Origin of the sequence: Tenacibaculum litoreum (assembly GCF_964513915.1) — a bacterium.
Lineage (GTDB): Bacteria > Bacteroidota > Bacteroidia > Flavobacteriales > Flavobacteriaceae > Polaribacter > Polaribacter litoreum.
In genome coordinates this window covers 576,858-595,338 of the sequence record NZ_CAZEQS010000002.1, presented here as the reverse complement: position 1 = coordinate 595,338, position 18,481 = coordinate 576,858, and the positions used below count along the sequence as shown (strand labels likewise).

General features: G+C 30.7%; 13 protein-coding genes. 7 read left to right on the top strand and 6 right to left on the bottom strand.

What is annotated here, in order from left to right; all coding sequences use genetic code 11:
• The first annotated feature begins 19 nt into the window (after nt 1-19).
• The 3 genes from ACKTTR_RS04090 to ACKTTR_RS04080 all read left to right on the top strand — a co-directional run bounded on the left by ACKTTR_RS04090 (nt 20) and on the right by ACKTTR_RS04080 (nt 2,443).
• Nucleotides 20-199, top strand: coding sequence for a hypothetical protein (locus tag ACKTTR_RS04090; RefSeq protein WP_408026650.1), 180 nt, complete (start codon nt 20-22; stop codon nt 197-199).
• A 62-nt stretch (nt 200-261) separates the two neighbouring features.
• On the top strand, nt 262-1,368 hold the full coding sequence (locus tag ACKTTR_RS04085) for a phosphoenolpyruvate carboxykinase (ATP) (RefSeq protein ID WP_408026649.1): 1,107 nt from the start codon (nt 262-264) through the stop codon (nt 1,366-1,368).
• Nucleotides 1,358-2,443, top strand: a complete 1,086-nt coding sequence (locus tag ACKTTR_RS04080; RefSeq protein ID WP_408026648.1) for a nucleotidyltransferase family protein — start codon at nt 1,358-1,360, stop codon at nt 2,441-2,443. The genes ACKTTR_RS04085 and ACKTTR_RS04080 overlap by 11 nt, the downstream gene beginning before the upstream one ends.
• Here the strand turns inward: ACKTTR_RS04080 and ACKTTR_RS04075 are convergent.
• A complete protein-coding gene (locus ACKTTR_RS04075) occupies nt 2,427-3,779 on the bottom strand; it encodes a UDP-N-acetylmuramate--L-alanine ligase (RefSeq protein WP_408026647.1) in 1,353 nt (450 codons plus the stop codon). The two genes, ACKTTR_RS04080 and ACKTTR_RS04075, sit on opposite strands and share 17 nt — an antisense overlap.
• Before the next feature lie 235 nt (nt 3,780-4,014).
• Here ACKTTR_RS04075 and ACKTTR_RS04070 point away from each other — a divergent pair, with 235 nt between their 5' ends.
• The 4 genes from ACKTTR_RS04070 (at nt 4,015) to ACKTTR_RS04055 (ending at nt 14,726) form a co-directional block, all read left to right on the top strand.
• Nucleotides 4,015-10,131: an alpha-2-macroglobulin family protein gene (locus ACKTTR_RS04070; RefSeq protein ID WP_408026646.1), complete on the top strand. Its 6,117-nt coding sequence runs from the start codon at nt 4,015-4,017 to the stop codon at nt 10,129-10,131.
• A 40-nt stretch (nt 10,132-10,171) separates the two neighbouring features.
• Nucleotides 10,172-10,645, top strand: a complete 474-nt coding sequence (locus ACKTTR_RS04065; protein ID WP_408026645.1) for a hypothetical protein — start codon at nt 10,172-10,174, stop codon at nt 10,643-10,645.
• A 266-nt stretch (nt 10,646-10,911) separates the two neighbouring features.
• Nucleotides 10,912-13,659 carry a TonB-dependent receptor gene (locus tag ACKTTR_RS04060; RefSeq protein ID WP_408026644.1) on the top strand — a complete coding sequence of 916 codons (2,748 nt, stop codon included), beginning with the start codon at nt 10,912-10,914 and terminating at the stop codon, nt 13,657-13,659.
• A gap of 2 nt (nt 13,660-13,661) precedes the next feature.
• Nucleotides 13,662-14,726 (top strand): phytase, encoded by a 1,065-nt coding sequence (locus tag ACKTTR_RS04055; protein WP_408026643.1) that lies wholly within the window; start codon nt 13,662-13,664, stop codon nt 14,724-14,726.
• Nucleotides 14,727-14,810: 84 nt separating this feature from the next.
• Here ACKTTR_RS04055 and ACKTTR_RS04050 read toward each other — a convergent pair whose 3' ends face one another.
• From ACKTTR_RS04050 to ACKTTR_RS04030, 5 genes are all read right to left on the bottom strand, one after another.
• Nucleotides 14,811-15,389, bottom strand: coding sequence for a hypothetical protein (locus ACKTTR_RS04050; protein WP_408026642.1), 579 nt, complete (start codon nt 15,387-15,389; stop codon nt 14,811-14,813).
• A 63-nt stretch (nt 15,390-15,452) separates the two neighbouring features.
• On the bottom strand, nt 15,453-16,103 hold the full coding sequence (locus ACKTTR_RS04045; RefSeq protein WP_408026641.1) for a hypothetical protein: 651 nt from the start codon (nt 16,101-16,103) through the stop codon (nt 15,453-15,455).
• A gap of 14 nt (nt 16,104-16,117) precedes the next feature.
• Entirely contained in the window at nt 16,118-17,386 is a 1,269-nt protein-coding gene (locus ACKTTR_RS04040) for a hypothetical protein (RefSeq protein ID WP_408026640.1), read from the bottom strand.
• Nucleotides 17,328-17,654 (bottom strand): hypothetical protein, encoded by a 327-nt coding sequence (locus ACKTTR_RS04035; protein ID WP_408026639.1) that lies wholly within the window; start codon nt 17,652-17,654, stop codon nt 17,328-17,330. The genes ACKTTR_RS04040 and ACKTTR_RS04035 overlap by 59 nt, the downstream gene beginning before the upstream one ends.
• A gap of 282 nt (nt 17,655-17,936) precedes the next feature.
• Nucleotides 17,937-18,452 carry a DUF4136 domain-containing protein gene (locus tag ACKTTR_RS04030; protein WP_408026638.1) on the bottom strand — a complete coding sequence of 172 codons (516 nt, stop codon included), beginning with the start codon at nt 18,450-18,452 and terminating at the stop codon, nt 17,937-17,939.
• Between the last annotated feature and the right edge of the window lie 29 nt (nt 18,453-18,481).

Sequence of the window (18,481 nt, the reverse complement as noted above, 5' to 3'; positions counted from 1 at the left end):
CTATTAAAGTCTGATAACCATGAAAAAAAACATAAAAAATACAAATCAAAATTCTAAAGATATTACTCGTAAAGAAGCCCTAAAAAAAATAGGAAGTTATGGTAAGTATGCCGCCTTAACTGCTTTAGGAACTTATATGATCTTAAATCCACAAAAAGCGCAAGCAGCAAGTCCTGAAAACCCAGGAAATGGGTTTTAAAAAATATTTTCATTCAAAAGAACCCCGAAGAGTTTTCGGGGTTTTTGTATTTTGACAAGTATATGACCACAAAAAAACTCGAAAATAAACAGGTAATTTGGTTTCAAGATAATAACGAATATCTCGTTGTAGACCCCTTGATTGCTGAAACGCTGTCTCTTTTAGATAAAAAAATTAACAAAGAAGAAATTGTTTCTCAAATAACTAAGCAAGTTAACATTCCTTCTCAACAAGCAATTGACCTTGTTGCTGATATTGAGACTTTACTTATTTCTTCAGAAGAGAAAAATAATCAAAAGTTACTACCAGTAACCAAACCTAAAACTTTTGAGGTTATAAAATACTACAATATAAACAGTTTGCTTTTTAAAGTAAGTTACGCTTCTGATACCGAAGCCTTTTTAATACACCCAAAATTTGCTCATTTAGAAATTGACAAAATAGCCAAAACACATCATCATTTTGAGGTATATAATGACTCTAAATCTATTTCTTTTTCTGTTGATGATACCCTTGTTGGTACCTGGAGCTTAAAAGAAGTGCATTACTTTCAAGGAAAATTTTCAATGGAACTAGTTCAAAAAATTCACAAAAAAAATGAAAATGAATGGATAGGTGTTTTTCACGCTTCTGCAGTTAGTAATAACAACAGTTCTATTCTATTTTTAGGAGACTCTGGAAATGGAAAGAGTACTTCATTGGCATTGTTACAAGCCAATGGCTTTACTTGTTTAGCCGATGATTTTGTACCTGTTGATAATTCTTTAAATGTACATAGTTTTCCTTCTGCCATATCTATTAAAAAGAATAGTTTAGAAACGCTACTTCCAATTTATCCTGAATTAAAAACTTCTGCTGAATACCATTTTGAAAAATTAAATAAAATTGTTCGTTACTTACCCACAAACAATCACGATTACTCACTAAAGCTTCCTTGTAAAGCTTTAATTTTTATTAAATATCAAAAAGATATTGATTTAATCATTAATAAAATTTCAAGCATTACAGCTTTTGAACAATTAGTTCCAGATTCTTGGTTATCTCCATTACCTCAAAATGCTGAACTTTTTTTAGATTGGTTTGAAAAATTACCTTGTTATCAATTAACCTATTCTAATAATGAAAAAATGATTGAAACTGTAAAAAAAATATTTACGGATGAATTATAAAGAAGCGCTGCTATTTATTGGAAAATGTTTAACAATCACTCATGATAAGCATAATTATGAATTGGTTGAAGAAAAAATTAAATCAGGATTAGTTGACTGGGACACTATAGTTAAAGTAAGTACAGCCCATTATGTTTTCCCCGCATTATATTGCAATTTAAAACGTGCTGATTTTTTACACTATTTGCCTTCTGATTTAGTAGAATACATGCAACACATTACTGACCTAAACAGAGAACGAAATGAACATATTATAGCTGAAGCTAAAGAAGTCAACCAGCTTTTACTCTCAAATAACATCACTCCTGTTTTTTTAAAAGGAACTGGTAATTTACTAGAAGGATTATACATAGATATTGCCGAACGTATGGTGGGAGATATTGATTTTTTAGTAGAGAAAAAACATTTTGAAACTACTTTTAAAATCCTAAAAAAACAAGGATATATTAATAAAAAGCCTGAAGTTTTTGATGATGATAGACACTTTCCAAGGGTTACACATCCTAAAAAAATAGCTGCTTTAGAAATTCATCGAGAAATGTTACGAAAAAACAAAACAAACCTCTTTAACTATGAAACAATTAAAAATTCTTTATTAAAAACAAACAATATAACTATTCTTTCTATTAAAAATCAAATCAAATTAACCATTTTTTCTAAGCTAGTAAATGATAATAATTACTTTTTAAAAAGCATCAATCTCCGAGGTGCCTATGACGTTTTTTTACTGGGTAATAAGTTAAAAGTACAAACCGAAATATCTGACAACAAACTATCTAAAGAATTAAATACTGGTTTAGATTTATATAGTAAGCTTCTGTCAAAACCTAAAAACCTTCAATATACTTCTGATAAAAAAAGTCAACAATATGTATCCGATTGTTTACAGAATTTGTCTCCAAATCGATATAACAAAATAAAGAAAGTGCTATTGAAACACTACTTGAAAACATTGACAAGGCTTCAAATTTTATTCAAAGCTTTATTTAACAAATCGTACTTTAAGTTTGTCTTTTCTAAAATAACAGATTTTAACTGGTTAAAAAAGAAATTAGGCTTTACACCAAATTCTTAACCTCATCAAAGTCTAAACCTCCGTAGTTACCAGAACTCATTAATAACAAAGCTGTGTTTTCAAGGTTTTCATTGAATAAAAACTCTTTAAACTTTTCTGGACTTGTATAAATAATTAAATCGTTGCGTTCAAACGCTTTAGCTATTTGTTCTTCTGAAACTTCTTCCAACTGTTTAATTTTTACAGCGTGTGGAGAATAAAAAACTACTGCTTTATCTGCTTTATCTAAAGCTCCTTTATATTCTGATAAAAACTCAGCATTTAAGCTCGAATAAGTATGTAGCTCTAAACATGCTAACAAAGTTCTATTTGAATATTGATCTTTAACCGCAGCAGTAGTTGCTTCAACTTTAGATGGTGAATGTGCGAAATCTTTAAACACAACTGTTGAAGAATTTTCAGCAATCTTTTCTAAACGCTTACTAGCGCCTTTAAAACTAGCAATCGCCTCATAAAACTCATCTTCATCAATTCCCATGTGCTGACATATCCACTTCGCTCCCGCCAAGTTTTGTAAATTATGTTCTCCAAAAATTTCCAACGGTAAATCTCCTTCTTCAGTTTCCAAGTAAGTAATTCCATTATCAATGAAATAGTTAGGAGTTTTATAAGGGTATTTTTTTATTGGATGATTTGAACTTTCAACAACTTCTTTTAAAACGGCATCTTCCTCATTATACACCATAATACCACCATTGGTCAAAGAATCTGTAAAAATTGAAAATTGTTCTACATAATTTTCAAACGTTGGGAATACATTGATATGATCCCAAGCAATTCCACTTAACAATGCTATATTTGGTTTGTACAAATGAAACTTCGGACGCATATCTATTGGAGAACTCAAATATTCATCACCTTCCAAAACAATAAACTCATTTTCTTCGGTTAAATGCACCATTGTATCAAAACCATCTAACTGAGCCCCCACCATGTAATCTACATCTCTATCATGATAATTTAACACATGTAAAATCATAGAAGTTATCGTTGTTTTCCCATGAGAACCACCTATAACCACACGGGTTTTATCTTTAGATTGCTCATGTAAAAATTCTGGATATGAATAAATTTTCACTCCAAGCTCCTGTGCTTTTAATAACTCAGGGTTATCCTTTTTTGCATGCATTCCTAAAATTACTGCATCTAAATCGGTAGTTATTTTTTCTGGAAACCAACCAAACTCATTAGGTAATAAACCATTATTTGCTAAACGAGTTTTTGAAGGATCGTGAATCGTATCATCACTACCCGTTATTTGGTATCCTTTTTGTTGTAATGCGATTGCTAGGTTATGCATTGCACTACCTCCAATAGCTATAAAGTGAATTTTCATAGTGTTGTTATCTGTGATATAGGCATCAAAAATACAAAACCAAGCGAGAATTTTAAGTATCTTTAAATCGAAACTCTTTAACTAGCTATGTTCACTCACTCAAATAGTACCTTTACAAACTTCAACTTGTAAAAAACCACTATTTTTTAGTGCTTTGTTCATATATGTATACTCACGACTAGTATCAAAAAATTAAGATTATTGAACTATTCAAAAAAATATAAAATTTAGATAGATGAAAAGAATAACCCCCCTTTTACTAATGATTTTATTTTCAACCTTAGTACACGCCCAAGAAAACTATAACAACCTGTGGGAAAAAGTTCACAAGTTTGAAGCTGAAAACCTACCTAAATCTGCTTTAAAAATAGTAAACACTATTTATGATAAAGCTGAAAAAAGCAACAATGCTCCTCAAATTATAAAATCATTATTTTATAAAAGTAAATACGCTCTAACTTTAGAAGAAAACGCACAATTAAAAATTATTGATGAGTTTAAACAACAAATTAATCAAAGTGATTTTCCGACAAAAAATGTGTTAGAAAATGTATTAGCTAACTTATACTGGCAATATTTTAATCAAAACAGATGGAAATTTTACAATCGTACCCAAACACAAGAAAAAGTAGATGAAAATGACTTTAGAACATGGGACTTAAATACGCTGTTTGCAGAAATTCATTGTCACTATCAAAACTCTTTAGAAAATGAATCTGAATTACAAAAAACAGATATTTATACTTTTAAAGATATTATCCAAGCAGAAAAAGACTCCAAAAAATACCGTCCTACCCTATTTGATTTTTTAGCGCACAATGCCTTAGAATTTTATAAAACCACAGAAACCAACATTACAAAACCTACTTATCAATTTAAAATTGATGACGCTTTATACTTAAGTGAAGCTAACAAGTTTTCTGTATTAAGCCTTAACACAAAAGATGATTTATCATTACAGTTTAATACCTTAAAAATCTATCAAAAATTAATTAACTTTCATTTAAAAAACAAGAATCTTAATGCGCTTGTAGATGCTGATATTCAACGATTACAGTTTGTTAAGCAGCATATAACTTTAAATAACAAACAAGAGTTATTGTTACAAACACTGAAAACATCAGTTAACAATTACAAAAACAATGAAGTTTCTGGATTATATAACTATGAAATAGCTAGAATTTATAATCAACAAGCTGGATCTTATAAAACTAAAAAAAACAAAGAGTTTCGTTTTAAAAACAGAGAAGCTCTTACCATTTGTGAAAAAGTTATTAAACAATTTCCTAAGAGTTTAGCTACTGAAAAATGTGAAGCTTTACAACAACAAATCACAGCTACATCACTCAGTATTCTTTCTGAAAAATTTGCACCAATCCAATCTCACTCTAGGTTACTAGTTACTTACAATAATATTGATAAGCTATACTTCTCTGCTTATAAAATTGACCATAAACAATTAGAAGAGCTTCAAAAAATTTACAAAGAAGAAGAACGCTTTAACTTTATAAAAAAGCTTACAAAAACTACTTCATGGAATAGTAACTTACGAAATGAAAAAGATTATTTATTGCACACGACTGAAGTAATAGTTCCCGAATTAACTCAAGGAAATTATTTAATTGTAGCTCACCAAAATGCTACTTTTAACTCTGAAGACTTATATGCTACTGCTCATTTACAAGCAACCAATTTAGTTTTAGTAGAAAACAATAATGATGGTGTAAAAACGTACCAAGTTGTTGATAGAAACAATGGAAAACCAATTAAAAATGCTGAATTATTATTACAAAACAAACAGCGCAGATATGGAAAATCGATTCACAAAAAACTAACAACCGACAAAAAAGGATTTGCTTCTTTTAAAAGTGATGCTAGTTATGGTAATGTATATGTTACAGTGACATACAAAAACGATACTGCTATTTTTGGTAACTACTACCTGAATAAATATCAAAAACAAGTCTCTCCAACTGCAAATGATAGTTATACCTCTATAAAGCCCTTTATTTTTACAGATAGAAGCATTTATCGACCAGGGCAAACTGTATACTTTAAAACTATTTTTATTCAAGAAACAGAAGACAAATCAATACCTTTCACCAATGAATTTGTACAAATAACATTAAATAATGTTAACGGAGAAGCAGTAAAAACACTAGATATAAAGCTAAACGAATACGGATCAGCTTCAGGAGAAATTATACTACCAAACACAGGATTAACTGGTGAATATTGGTTTTCTATTGATAAGAGTAAAAAGCAAAAAAGTACCTTTTATGATACTATAGATTTTGATTTTGAACATGAAGACTACATTACTCGTATTTCAGTTGAGGAATATAAGCGTCCTAAGTTTGAAACAGAATTTAAACCTGTAACAAAAACCTATAAGTTACATGATAGCATTACAGTAAACGGATTTGCTAAAGCTTTTGCAGGATCAACTATCACAGATGCTAAAGTAGTATATCGCGTACATCGTAAAGTACAATATCCTATTTGGTGGTACTGGCGTAAACCTCAGTTTACTTCAGAAGCACAAGAAATTACACACGGTGAATTAATAACTGATGCACATGGCAACTTTTCTATTACTTTCAAAGCTTTACCTGATGAAAGTGTAAACAAAGAAAACTTACCTGTTTTTGAGTATGAAATTACTGCAGATGTAACTGATGTTAATGGAGAAACTCGCTCAGCAACCTCTATTGTAAAAGTTGGGTATCATGCATTACTTGCTACAGTACAAATTCCTTCTACAATACATAAATCGGATAACGAAACAAAAATTGAAATATCAAGTAAAAACTTAAACGGTGAGTTTGTTCCTTCTAAAGGAAACATTAAAATATACAAATTACAAGCACCTAAAAATCCGCTACGTAAAAGACCATGGGATACTCCAGATTATCAAGATATTTCAGAAAGTGAGTTTAGAAGCTTATTCCCTCATGATGCTTATACTTCGGAAGAGCAAAACCCTCAAAATTGGAAAAAAAGGAAACTGGTTTTTGAACAAAATTTCAATACAGAAGAATCTAAAGAAATTATACTTAATAACTATAAAAAATGGGCTTCTGGTAAATACATAACCGTATTAAGTTCTAAAGATAAATTTGGACAAGATGTTACAGACAAAGCTCTCTTTACAATAATTGATAACAAAGAAAAAAGTGTAACCGACAATCAGTTGTTCACGTATAACACAAATAAAACGACTTACAAACCAAATGACATTGCTGAGTTACAAATTGGTTCTGCTTCAAAAGATGTTACGGTTATAATTCAAATAGAAAAGAATCATACCATCGTAAACACAGAGCTTATTCATTTAAATAACAAAATCAAAACAATTGAAGTTCCTGTTACTAAACAAGATGTTGGTGGGTTTGTTATCAAATATTACTTTGTGAATTACAATAGTTTCGTAAGTGGAATAATTCCTATCTCTGTTCCAAATGAACAAAATAGCATTACTATAGAAACCAATACGTTTAGAGATAAATTACAACCTGGAACCCAAGAAACGTGGAGTTTTACCATTAAAAACGATAAAAACAACAAAGTAGCTGCAGAGGTGTTAGCGAGTATGTATGATGCTTCTTTAGATGAGTTTAAGCCTCATAATTGGGAGTTTTCACCTATCTCAACTTCTACATATTACTCTTATAGTGGTAACGCTAATGCTTATCAAAGTTTTGGTAATGAACGTTTCAGAGTTTTTAATAATAACTACCCTACTTCATTTAAAACTCAACGATACGACCAATTAAACTGGTTTGGTTTTTACTTCGGAATGAATAGAGATATTCGTTTAAGAGGCTTAGCCATGAGTTCTAAAATACAACCTTCTCCAGAAAGAGAAATCATTGTTGAAGAAGAAGCTCTTTTAAATACTCAAGAAAACTTACTAGATGAAATGGTTGTTACTGCTCTAGGTAAAAACGAAACAGGAGAAGAGAAAACTTCTTTAGATGGAGTTCAAATTCGTAAAAACCTTCAAGAAACTGCTTTTTTCTATCCTCATTTACAAACCGATAAAGAAGGAAATATTACTTTTAGTTTTACAACTCCAGAAGCTTTAACACGATGGAAATTGCAGCTGTTAGCACACACAAAAGAATTGCAGTCAGCTACCAAGACATTAACTACTGTTACTCAAAAAGAATTAATGGTAATGCTTAATGCTCCTAGATTCTTAAGAGAAGGGGATCAAATTACATTCAGCTCTAAAATTGCAAACATTTCTGATAAGAACTTACACGGTACAGCTCAACTTGTATTAACCGATGCTATTACAGGAAAAGAAATCAACTTATTAAGTAATTCTTCTAAAAATCAGTCTTTCAGTGTTGATTCTAACGGAAACACGAATGTATCTTGGAACTTATCAATTCCTGATACTTATCAAGCAATTCAATATAAAGTAATTGCCAAGGCAGGAGATTTTTCAGATGGTGAACAAAATGTGTTACCAGTATTATCAAACAGAATGTTGGTTACAGAAACGCTACCTATGTGGGTTCGTTCAAATCAAACCAAAACATTTACATTAGATAAGCTTAAAAATCAGACTTCGACTACGCTTAGTCACCATAAATTAACGTTAGAAGTTACCTCAAACCCTGCATGGTATGCTGTGCAAGCTTTACCTTATTTAATGGAATATCCATACGAATGTAGTGAACAAACCTTTGCACGTTATTATGCTAACATACTCGCTAGTCATATTGCAAATTCAAATCCAAGAATACAAGAGGTGTTCAATACTTGGAAATCTTCAGATGCTTTGTTGAGTAACTTAGAAAAGAATCAAGAGTTAAAATCATTGATTATCCAAGAGACTCCTTGGTTACGTGATGCTCAATCTGAAACCGAACAAAAGAAGCGTATTGCTTTGTTATTTGATTTAAACAAAATGAAAAACGAGCAACAAAACGCCTTTAATAAACTATTGCAAATGCAATTAAACAATGGAGGATTCCCTTGGTTTAAAGGGAATGATAATCCTAATGTTTATATCACGAATCATATTGCTACTGGTTTTGGACATTTACAAAAATTAGGTATTGATAATAAAGATGATTCTTTACAGAAAATGCTTGTGGATGCTATTCACTTTTTAGATGCTGAAATTGAACATACGTACAAGAGATTATTAGAAAGCGCTGAACGTATTAAAGCTGAAAAAGGTCAAAAAAAATATACTGAGTACTTAAAGAAAAACCATCTAAACTATTTCATTATTCAGTATTTATACATGCGTTCTTTTTATACTAATATTGAAATTAACGATACGACAAAAACCGCTTTTGAATACTATAAAAGTCAAACAGCAACTTACTGGAAAGAGTTTAGTTTATATGGAAAAGGACAAATTGCCTTGCTACAGTTTAGAAATGGTAATACACAAATTTCTTCTAAAATTTTAAAATCTTTAAGAGAGAACAGTATTACTTCTGATGAATTAGGAATGTATTGGAAAGAAAATCAACCGAGTTGGTATTGGCACCAAGCCCCTATTGAAACCCAATCGTTATTAATTGAAGCCTTTTCAGAAATTGAAAATGATACCAAGACTATTGACAATCTAAAAATATGGCTACTAAAAAATAAGCAAACCAACCGTTGGAAAACTACCAAAGCAACTACTGAAGCTGTATATGCATTATTATTACAAGGTAGTGATTGGATTTCAGTAACTGATATGGTAGATATTGAAATAGGAAACCAGACTATTAATCCAACAAAATTAGAAAACACCAAAGTTGAGGCTGGTACTGGTTATTTTAAAACCTCATGGAATGGTTCTGAAATTACTCCTAATATGAGTACTGTTAGTATTAGTAAAAAAGGAAAAGGTATTGCTTGGGGTGGATTGTATTGGCAATATTTTGAAGATTTAGATAAAATTACCTCTGCTAAAACACCTTTACAATTAAAGAAAAAACTATTTAAAAAAGTAAATACTAATACGGGGAAACAACTTCAAGAAGTTACAGAAAACACACAATTAAATGTAGGAGATTTAATTACTGTTAGGATTGAACTTCGTTCTGATAGAGATATGGAATTTGTACACATGAAAGATATGAGAGCAAGTGGAGTTGAGCCTATTAATGTATTATCACAATACAAATGGCAGGATGGTTTAGGGTATTATGAAAGTACAAAAGACGCTGCAACAAATTTCTTTTTTGATCGTTTACCTAAAGGAATCTATGTATTTGAGTATGACGTACGTGTAAATAATTCAGGAAACTTTAGCAATGGAATTACCACAATCCAAAGTATGTATGCCCCTGAATTCACTAGTCATTCAAAAGGAAAAAGATTACTAATTAAATAAAATAACTATCTTAGCAACACATAACATTAAATTAAAAATTATGAAAAAATTATTTTTATTCATTGGTTTTTTAACCCTTTCGTTTTTTACAGCAAATGCCCAAGAAATTTCTGATAATGCTATTGGTATTCGTTTGGGAGATAACGATGGTTTTGGAGCTGAAATCTCTTACCAACGTAGATTAAGCGATAACAATCGTTTAGAACTTGACTTAGGTTTAAGAAATGGTAGTGGTTATGATGGATTCAAAGCCACAGCTTTATACCAATGGGTATGGCAGTTAGAGAACCGTTTTAACTGGTTCGCTGGTGCTGGTGGTGGTTTAGGACACTGGAGCGCGAAGAATATTGATGTATCTGAAACATACGTTTTTGTTTCTGGTGTAATTGGAATCGAATATAATTTTGATATTCCATTAATGATTTCTTTAGATTACAGACCTGACATAGGGTTTGGTGATTATTATAAAGATTTTAACTCTGACTTCGGTTTAGGTATCCGTTACCAATTCTAAAAACGTTAGACTACATATAAAAAAAGCCTCCAAAATTATTTTGGAGGCTTTTTTGTTTGAAAACTTCTAAAGTTAAATATCAAGTGTTTTTAAAAGGTAATTTTTACATTAAATAAAGAACACTTAAACATTATAAAAACCTCAACTAATTAACATACAATCAACCTTATGTATAAGTTTTAATAATTTTTTACTAACAAATTTGAAATCTGGTTGCTAGTTATCATAAATAATTTCGCCGTGGATAATTCACTAAAGATTTCAAAATGAAAAAATTAATTTTAATTACTATTTGCTTTGTAAGTATTTTAGGATACTCACAAAGCAAATCTGGTTTAAAAGGGAGAGTTTTAGACGAAACCAATCAACCTTTACCTGGAGCTACGATTAGCATTCCTTCTTTACAAGTTGGATTTTCTACCGACTTTAATGGAAACTACGAACTTTTAAATATTCCTGTAGGAAATTATGAAGTTCAAATATCATTCTTAGGTTATCAGACCTTAACAGAAACCATTATACTTACAAACAACATTCAATCTAAAAACTTTTCTCTAACACCTAAAATAGATAGGTTGGATGAAGTTGTTATTAAAGGAAGCATAGGTAAAGGGCAAGCTAAAGCCTTAAATCAACAAAAAAACAAAGAGAATATAACCAACATTATTTCTGCCGATCAAGTAGGAAAGTTTCCTGATGCCAATATTGGTGATGCCTTAAAACGTGTTCCTGGTATTTCTATGCAAAACGACCAAGGTGAAGCTAGAGATATTGTTATCCGTGGATTGGCCCCTCAATTAAACTCGGTAACCTTAAACGGTGATAGAATTCCGTCTGCCGAAGGAGATAATCGTAGAGTTCAAATGGACTTAATTCCTTCTGATATGATTCAAACCATTGAGGTTAACAAAGCTGTTACACCTGATATGGAAGGAGACGCTATTGGTGGTTCCGTTAATTTAGTTACACGCTCTGCTCCTACTACTTTTAGAGCTTTCGTTGCTGGTTCTTACGGACAAAATCCTGTAAGAAATACGCCTAACTATAACGTTTCTGCATTAGTTGCTAACAGAGCTTTTAAAGACAAACTAGGCTATGTAATCAATGCTTCATATAATTCTAACGATTATGGTTCGGATAATGTTGAGTTTGAATGGGAAAAAGAAAACGATAAAACTTACATTGGAGAACACGATATTAGACGTTACGATGTAAAAAGAAATAGAATGAGTGTTGCTGCCAACTTAGACTGGACACCTGACAACAACAATACGCTTTTCTTTAAATCAATGTACAACCAAAGAAATGATTATGAAAACCGTTATAGAATTCGTTTTAGAAAAATAGATGAACCAGACGCTACAGGATTATCAAAAGCTGAAGTACGTCGCCAAACTAAAGGTGGTATCAACAATGATACGAATGACAACACACGTTTAGAGCGTCAGAGTACTTACAACATATCTGTAGGTGGTGAACATATTATTTTCGGAAACATTAAACTAAACTGGAAAACAGGAACTGCCAAAGCTAAAGAAGAACGTCCAGACGAACGTTATATCAGTTTTGAAAACGATGATATTGAAGTTATGCAAGACTTATCGCGAACAAACTTCCCTGTATTACGACCAACAAACAATGACTTTAACGATCCTTCAACTTTTGAATACAAAGAAGTAACCCAACAACAAGGATTTACACAAGAACGTAAAATCAATTCTAATTTTGATGTTTTGGCTCCTATCAATGCTACAGGAGCTTACAAAAACTCTTTAAAATTTGGTTTTAAATACAAGTACAAAGAAAAAGTAAGAGACAATAGCTTTTATGAGTATGATTTAGAAGATCAATTTCCAACTATGAATACTACCACTACTAATGACTATACTATTAATGGTTATTTAGCAGGTGACGATTACAAATCAGGTCTTTTCGTTTCAAAAGAATTCTTAGGAAGTTTAAACCTAACAGGTGGTGAACTAGTGCTTGATGAGTTTGTTCCTGAAAACTACGATGCTAATGAAAACATTTATGCAGCATACGGAATGTTACAACAAAGTTTAGGTAACAACTTTTCTTTTATTGCTGGGGTAAGAGTTGAAAAAACAACAATAGATTATAACGGTTTTGCTATTGATGTTGAAACTGCTGATGATTTAAGTGATGTAACTAAAACATCAGGAACTCGAAACTATACCAACTGGTTACCTAATTTACAAGCTAAATACAATATTAACAAAAACACCATTGTTAGAGCTGCTTGGACAAATACTATTGCAAGACCAAACTATTACGATTTAGTACCTTACAGAAATATTAATAGTGATGATATTGAAGCTGAGTATGGGAACCCTAATTTAGATCCTACTGAAGCGATGAACTTTGACTTAATGTTTGAACACTATTTTAGTAATGTAGGTATTATATCTGCCGGAGCATTTTACAAAGATTTAGATCAATTTATTTACAATTCAGTTACTGAAGAACCAATTACCATTGGAGGTGTAACAGAAACCTATGATGTTACACGACCTTTTAACGGAGGTACTGCCGAAATTTATGGTTTTGAAGTGGCTTTACAACGCAAATTAAACTTCTTACCAGGTTTCTTAAGAAACTTAACAGTGTATGGTAACTATACCTATACAGATTCTAAAACAGATGGAATTACTGATAGAGAAGATGGCTTGCCTTTGGCTGGTGCTGTTAAAAACATGTTTAACGGATCGTTGGCCTATGAAAGTTCTAAACTATCAATTAGAGCCTCTTTAAACTTTGCTGATGATTACATTTTTGAATACGGAGACGATGCTTTTACGGATGTATTTTATGACGAACAATTGTTTGTAGACCTAAATGCTTCTTACCGTATTACTAAAAACTTACAAATCTTTGCTGAAGCAAAAAACTTAACCAATCAAGAATTACGCTTTTACCAAGGAGCAAAGCATCAAACAATGCAAGCTGAGTTTTATAACTATAACTGGAATGCTGGTTTAAAATACAATTTTTAAGAATGAATAAAGTATACAGAATAATACTTACTTGCCTTATTTTAAGCGCTTGTAAAGTTGAAAAAATAATACATCAAAACCCGCAAGCTAAACCAGTAGTAGCTTTAGTTGCTGATGCTGAAACAGATCCTGTTACTTCTTTTGACGACGCTGCTGATGATCCGTGTGTATGGATAAACCCTGTTGATCTAACAAAATCAACCATAATTGGTACAAACAAAAAAGAAGGTTTAGAAGTTTATAATTTAGAAGGAAAACGTTTGTATTCTTATAAAATAGGACGTGTAAACAATGTTGATATTCGTGATGGATTCTTATTAAACGGAAAAGAAGTTTCCGTTGTTACTACTAGTAATAGAACACACAATACTATTTCTATATTAATTGTAAAACCAACAGGTGAATTAGAAGATGCTGCTGCTAGAAAAATAACTTCTAACTTAAAAGAAGTATACGGTTTAGGAATGTATAAAAGCCCTAAAACTAACAAATTTTATGTTTTTATGGTTGGTAAAAAAGGCGGTGTTGAACAATGGGAACTGTTTGAAAACAACACTCAAATTGATGCCAAGTTAGTTCGTGAATTTTCATTAGGAAGTCAAGGAGAAGGTATTGTTGCCGATGATGTACATGCCAAAGTATATATTGGAGAAGAGAACAAAGCTTTGTGGAAGTACGATGCAGAACCTAATGCTGAAAACAACCGTATAAAGGTTATCAGCACCAACGATTTGAATATGAAAGATGATTTTGAAGGCGTTACCTTATACGATGCTGGAAATGGAAAAGGATATATTATTTTATCCTCACAAGGAAATAACAGTTATGCTGTTTTTGATAGAATTAGCAATCAATACTTAGGAAGTTTTTCATTAAAAGATGGTGCTATTGATGGTACCTATGATACGGATGGAATTGATGTAACTTCTGTTAATTTTGGTACAAAATACCCTAAAGGATTCTTTATTGCGCAAGATGGTGCTAATACCCAAGGTAAGGACAGTTTACATCAAAATTTTAAGATTATTGATTGGCAAAAAATTTCTAAAAGTCTACATTTAGATTAGTATACATAGTGTCTTTGTTGTGTAATTTGAAAAGCCTTTTGGTAAAACCAAGAGGCTTTTTTATTTGTATACAAAAGTTCCCTTTTAAGAGATAGATAAACCTTCTTCGCATTTTATTTCCCAATGATAATTTTCTTTTTCTAGATAAATAAGTGTAGAGAAACCATTTAATCTTTCAAAAGTTACTCCAACAACTAACAATGCCCTAGTATAATCTTTATTAAAGGTTATGTTAGAAAAACTTAACAGCATATCTATTTCATTAAAACCTCTTCCTAACATTTTTTTATGTTTTTCTGTATAATAAATTAAAGAGTCTTTCTTTGAATTTCCTACTTTGTTTATATCTATCTTAATATTTTTTTCTGATTCTAAAAATAAATTTATTAGAGCCTTATCATTTGTACATTTATTTATTGTTTGTAACTCATTTTTCTTTTCTGAAGCGTAAATTTGAGGCAAAAAAGCTATTATTTTTTTCCTTACAGTTTGTTTATAAAAATATTTATACCTTCTAAGACTGTCTCTTGTTGTAAACTCATAAATATCTTCACCTGGTGGTGGTGGAAACCCTGGAGGTAATACCGTTGATCCTCTTAGGTCACTTAATAATAGCCCAATAATTTGATAGGTGTTTTCTTCTTCGTAATTTCTTGTTTTCATTTTTTTACAAGATGAAAACAAAAGAAGAAAAATTGTTAAAATCATTAATAGCCTTTTCATTCTTTAAGAAATAGATAAACCTTCTCTACATTTTATTTTCCATTCCCCCTTCTCTTTTTCTAAGAAGTACAATGCTGAAAAACCATTTAATCTACCAAAATTTGTAGCCATAATTACTATAGCTTTATTTTCTTCTTTATTAAAAGCTATTCGTGAAAAAGTTAAAACCATATCACATTTATCAAACCCTTTATTAGACATTTCGGGATAATAATCATCATAAGGTATAATTACAGAATACCTATTATCTTTTATTTTTGTTAAATCTAAAGCTTGTGTTCCTTTTATTTTGATAAAATCATTATATAAGCTGTCAAAGTTCTTTGTTATATATGGTATTTTTCTTTTACTTAAACCTATACTAGGACTTTGCTTTTTATCAATACATACAACAGACCTTCCTTCTTTCTCTAAATAAGAGTTAACAATTTTGGTTGTATCTTTTATAATTTCCTTATCCCTTTCCAATATTTTCTGTAAAGAATCAGACTCAATTTTAGGGTCTGGAGGAGATACAGGAAAGGCTAAGATATGGGTGTGATATTTAGTGATGTAATTATAAAGTGTTTGTACAACTTCATATTTAGCCTCTTTCTGTGTTTCCTTACAATTAAGAAAGAGTAACAATGGTAAAATTATTAATAGTTTTTTCATTTATCTAATAGTTTTTATTTACAATCTAATCCAAAATTAGATGAGGCTGCAATATTATACGATTTCTTTGTAATTTTATCTAACATTTCTGGTGTCATAGTTTGTTCTTTTCCATTTGCATCAAGGTATGTATCATATTTATACACTTTTAAACCATCCCAACCAAAACCTAAGTACTCCTCAAGAGGATATTTATAATTATCAAGTTTTCTTATTGCTTGGGCTATGGGGATAACATATTTATCTTGCATATGCTCATGCTGAGCATAAGTAGTACCCTGATCTAATGCATTTTGAGCTTTAAAATAATTATAGTAATATAATACATTAGGTCTATTATTAGGATCAATTCCTTTTTTATGTTCGTCTACATATTTGTAAATTTCAGCATGTATTCCTTCATGAAGTATTGAAGCTGCTAAACCTAAATTATTATTTCCTAAGCTTTGAAAGTTTATAGTTATGTTACCGTTCTCTAAATCTTCTGCATCTGTACATGCTTCTACTGATGTATTTTGACAATTATTACCACTTTGTAAAGTAAGGTTGTAAGTTTCACTATTTTCAAATTTTTTAATGGTAGCTTTAAATAAATTAAGGTTTTTTAATTTATTAAAAATACAATTAGCTTTACCATCTAACTTATTTATTATTTGTTCTTCTGTATCAACACAATAACCATTGTATGTTACATTATCATACCCCGGTCCACAATCCATAAGTATTTGCTCTCTCATATATTCTGATTTGTAAATAGAGTCTCCTGTATCGGGAGTATCACAAGAAAAACTTGTATAGGTGTATGTTTGTGTTGTTGAACCTAAATATATTGATTTATAAGGTACATCTGCTACCGTCATACTCCCCTCTATAATGTTACCGCTTGAATCCACCCTATAAGATGCTTTGTAATAGTCTTTATAATGGTGTGTCGTTTCATGAATATACAAGATTGAAGGAACTTCTGTACAGGGTTGAACTCTTGCTTGGAAACTCCCTTCCTCTTTGGCTTTTTGTAAGGTATTTCTTTTTACAGGTAGGTAGTTCTCTTGGCTTGCTTTGATTAAATATCCTTCTATAAAAGCTTCTGAGTTTTCTAACTTTCCCTTTTCATTAAAATACCTAAACGAACCAGAAAAAGCTCCTAGATTAATAAAATCTTCGGGAAACTTTGTTAAACTATAATCGTATGCCCTAACCTCTATATACTTTATTACAACTGTATTATTTTCTTTGTAGGCTACTACATAAAAAACTTGGGCTACCAAAATTTTCAGAAGCACTTTTTAAAGAAGTAATTTGTGCTGTTTTAAACTCATAAAACTCTACATCGTTACTTTTAATAATGTTGTAGTTATTCCAATCTACTGTTAAGTTATCTTTCGTATAAGGTAAATCTATTAAATCAGTATTTACCTTGCTTTTGACTTTATTTATAAAGCTGTTTTGTGTTTCTAACAAAGATTCTTTTTCACAACTCCATAACAATAACGAAAACCCGAATAGGAAAACACCTAATTTTAAAAGGTTTAGTCTTTTTCTTTTTTTCATGGTGTACAAATTTAAATTAATTACAATTTTTATTTAAAAGTAGTTGTTCATGGTTTTTTGCACAATAAGGGTTTTCCCTAGTCGTTTTAAGTTCTTCTCAGGGATAACCCTGAGTTTTCTTTAACATTTCATCATAAAAACCTAATAATCTGCTACTTGAATTCAAAGTAAAGCATAAAAATTTAGAAACAGGTAAGTCAGTGACCTACTTTTAGTAAGTCACTGACTTACTTTTAGTGCGTCAATTGTACGGTTATCAGTATTTTAAAACAAAAAAGGAGGTTATTTCGGCGGATAATTATTGATTACTTTTCCAACTACTTTTTGAAAATGTAATTTCTTTTGTTCTGGTGTTGCTTTTTCTCTTACTTCACTAGTAGCAATTCCTTGCCATATTAACTGATTGTCTTTACTTTTAACAAAATCAATGGTTAATTGCTGGTTAATTTTTCTACTTTCAATAGGGATACCTCCTGATATTCCAAAACCAACGTTTCCTCCTCCACTTCCTAAGCCAACACCTATCGTATTTCTATTAACAGACTCTCTTTCCTCAGCTAAAATATTAATATACATATCTGGGTTTTCAGTTAACTGCATCCCTTTGGCTTCCAAAGCTGTCGTTATTTCATAAGTGACTCTTTTTACATCTAACTCATTTAAACCTTTACCAGCATCTTCAAAAAAATTGAAGGTCTTATACTGACTGAAATCTGTTTGACTATCGTAGTCATATACTACTTTAGAAGAGGCACAACCAATAATAACTAACAGAAAAAAATATTTGTAATACTTCATATATAAATTCTTTACAGTGTACTAAATCA

What these genes read in the sequence shown, in the direction of transcription:
- ACKTTR_RS04085 (WP_408026649.1), top strand. Translation starts at nt 262, where the DNA reads ATGACCACAAAAAAACTCGAAAATAAACAGGTAATTTGGTTTCAAGAT.
- ACKTTR_RS04050 (WP_408026642.1), bottom strand. Translation starts at nt 15,389, where the DNA reads ATGAAAACAAGAAATTACGAAGAAGAAAACACCTATCAAATTATTGGG.
- ACKTTR_RS04070 (WP_408026646.1), top strand. Translation starts at nt 4,015, where the DNA reads ATGAAAAGAATAACCCCCCTTTTACTAATGATTTTATTTTCAACCTTA.
- ACKTTR_RS04090 (WP_408026650.1), top strand. Translation starts at nt 20, where the DNA reads ATGAAAAAAAACATAAAAAATACAAATCAAAATTCTAAAGATATTACT.
- ACKTTR_RS04045 (WP_408026641.1), bottom strand. Translation starts at nt 16,103, where the DNA reads ATGAAAAAACTATTAATAATTTTACCATTGTTACTCTTTCTTAATTGT.
- ACKTTR_RS04035 (WP_408026639.1), bottom strand. Translation starts at nt 17,654, where the DNA reads ATGAAAAAAAGAAAAAGACTAAACCTTTTAAAATTAGGTGTTTTCCTA.
- ACKTTR_RS04080 (WP_408026648.1), top strand. Translation starts at nt 1,358, where the DNA reads ATGAATTATAAAGAAGCGCTGCTATTTATTGGAAAATGTTTAACAATC.
- ACKTTR_RS04075 (WP_408026647.1), bottom strand. Translation starts at nt 3,779, where the DNA reads ATGAAAATTCACTTTATAGCTATTGGAGGTAGTGCAATGCATAACCTA.
- ACKTTR_RS04055 (WP_408026643.1), top strand. Translation starts at nt 13,662, where the DNA reads ATGAATAAAGTATACAGAATAATACTTACTTGCCTTATTTTAAGCGCT.
- ACKTTR_RS04030 (WP_408026638.1), bottom strand. Translation starts at nt 18,452, where the DNA reads ATGAAGTATTACAAATATTTTTTTCTGTTAGTTATTATTGGTTGTGCC.
- ACKTTR_RS04065 (WP_408026645.1), top strand. Translation starts at nt 10,172, where the DNA reads ATGAAAAAATTATTTTTATTCATTGGTTTTTTAACCCTTTCGTTTTTT.
- ACKTTR_RS04060 (WP_408026644.1), top strand. Translation starts at nt 10,912, where the DNA reads ATGAAAAAATTAATTTTAATTACTATTTGCTTTGTAAGTATTTTAGGA.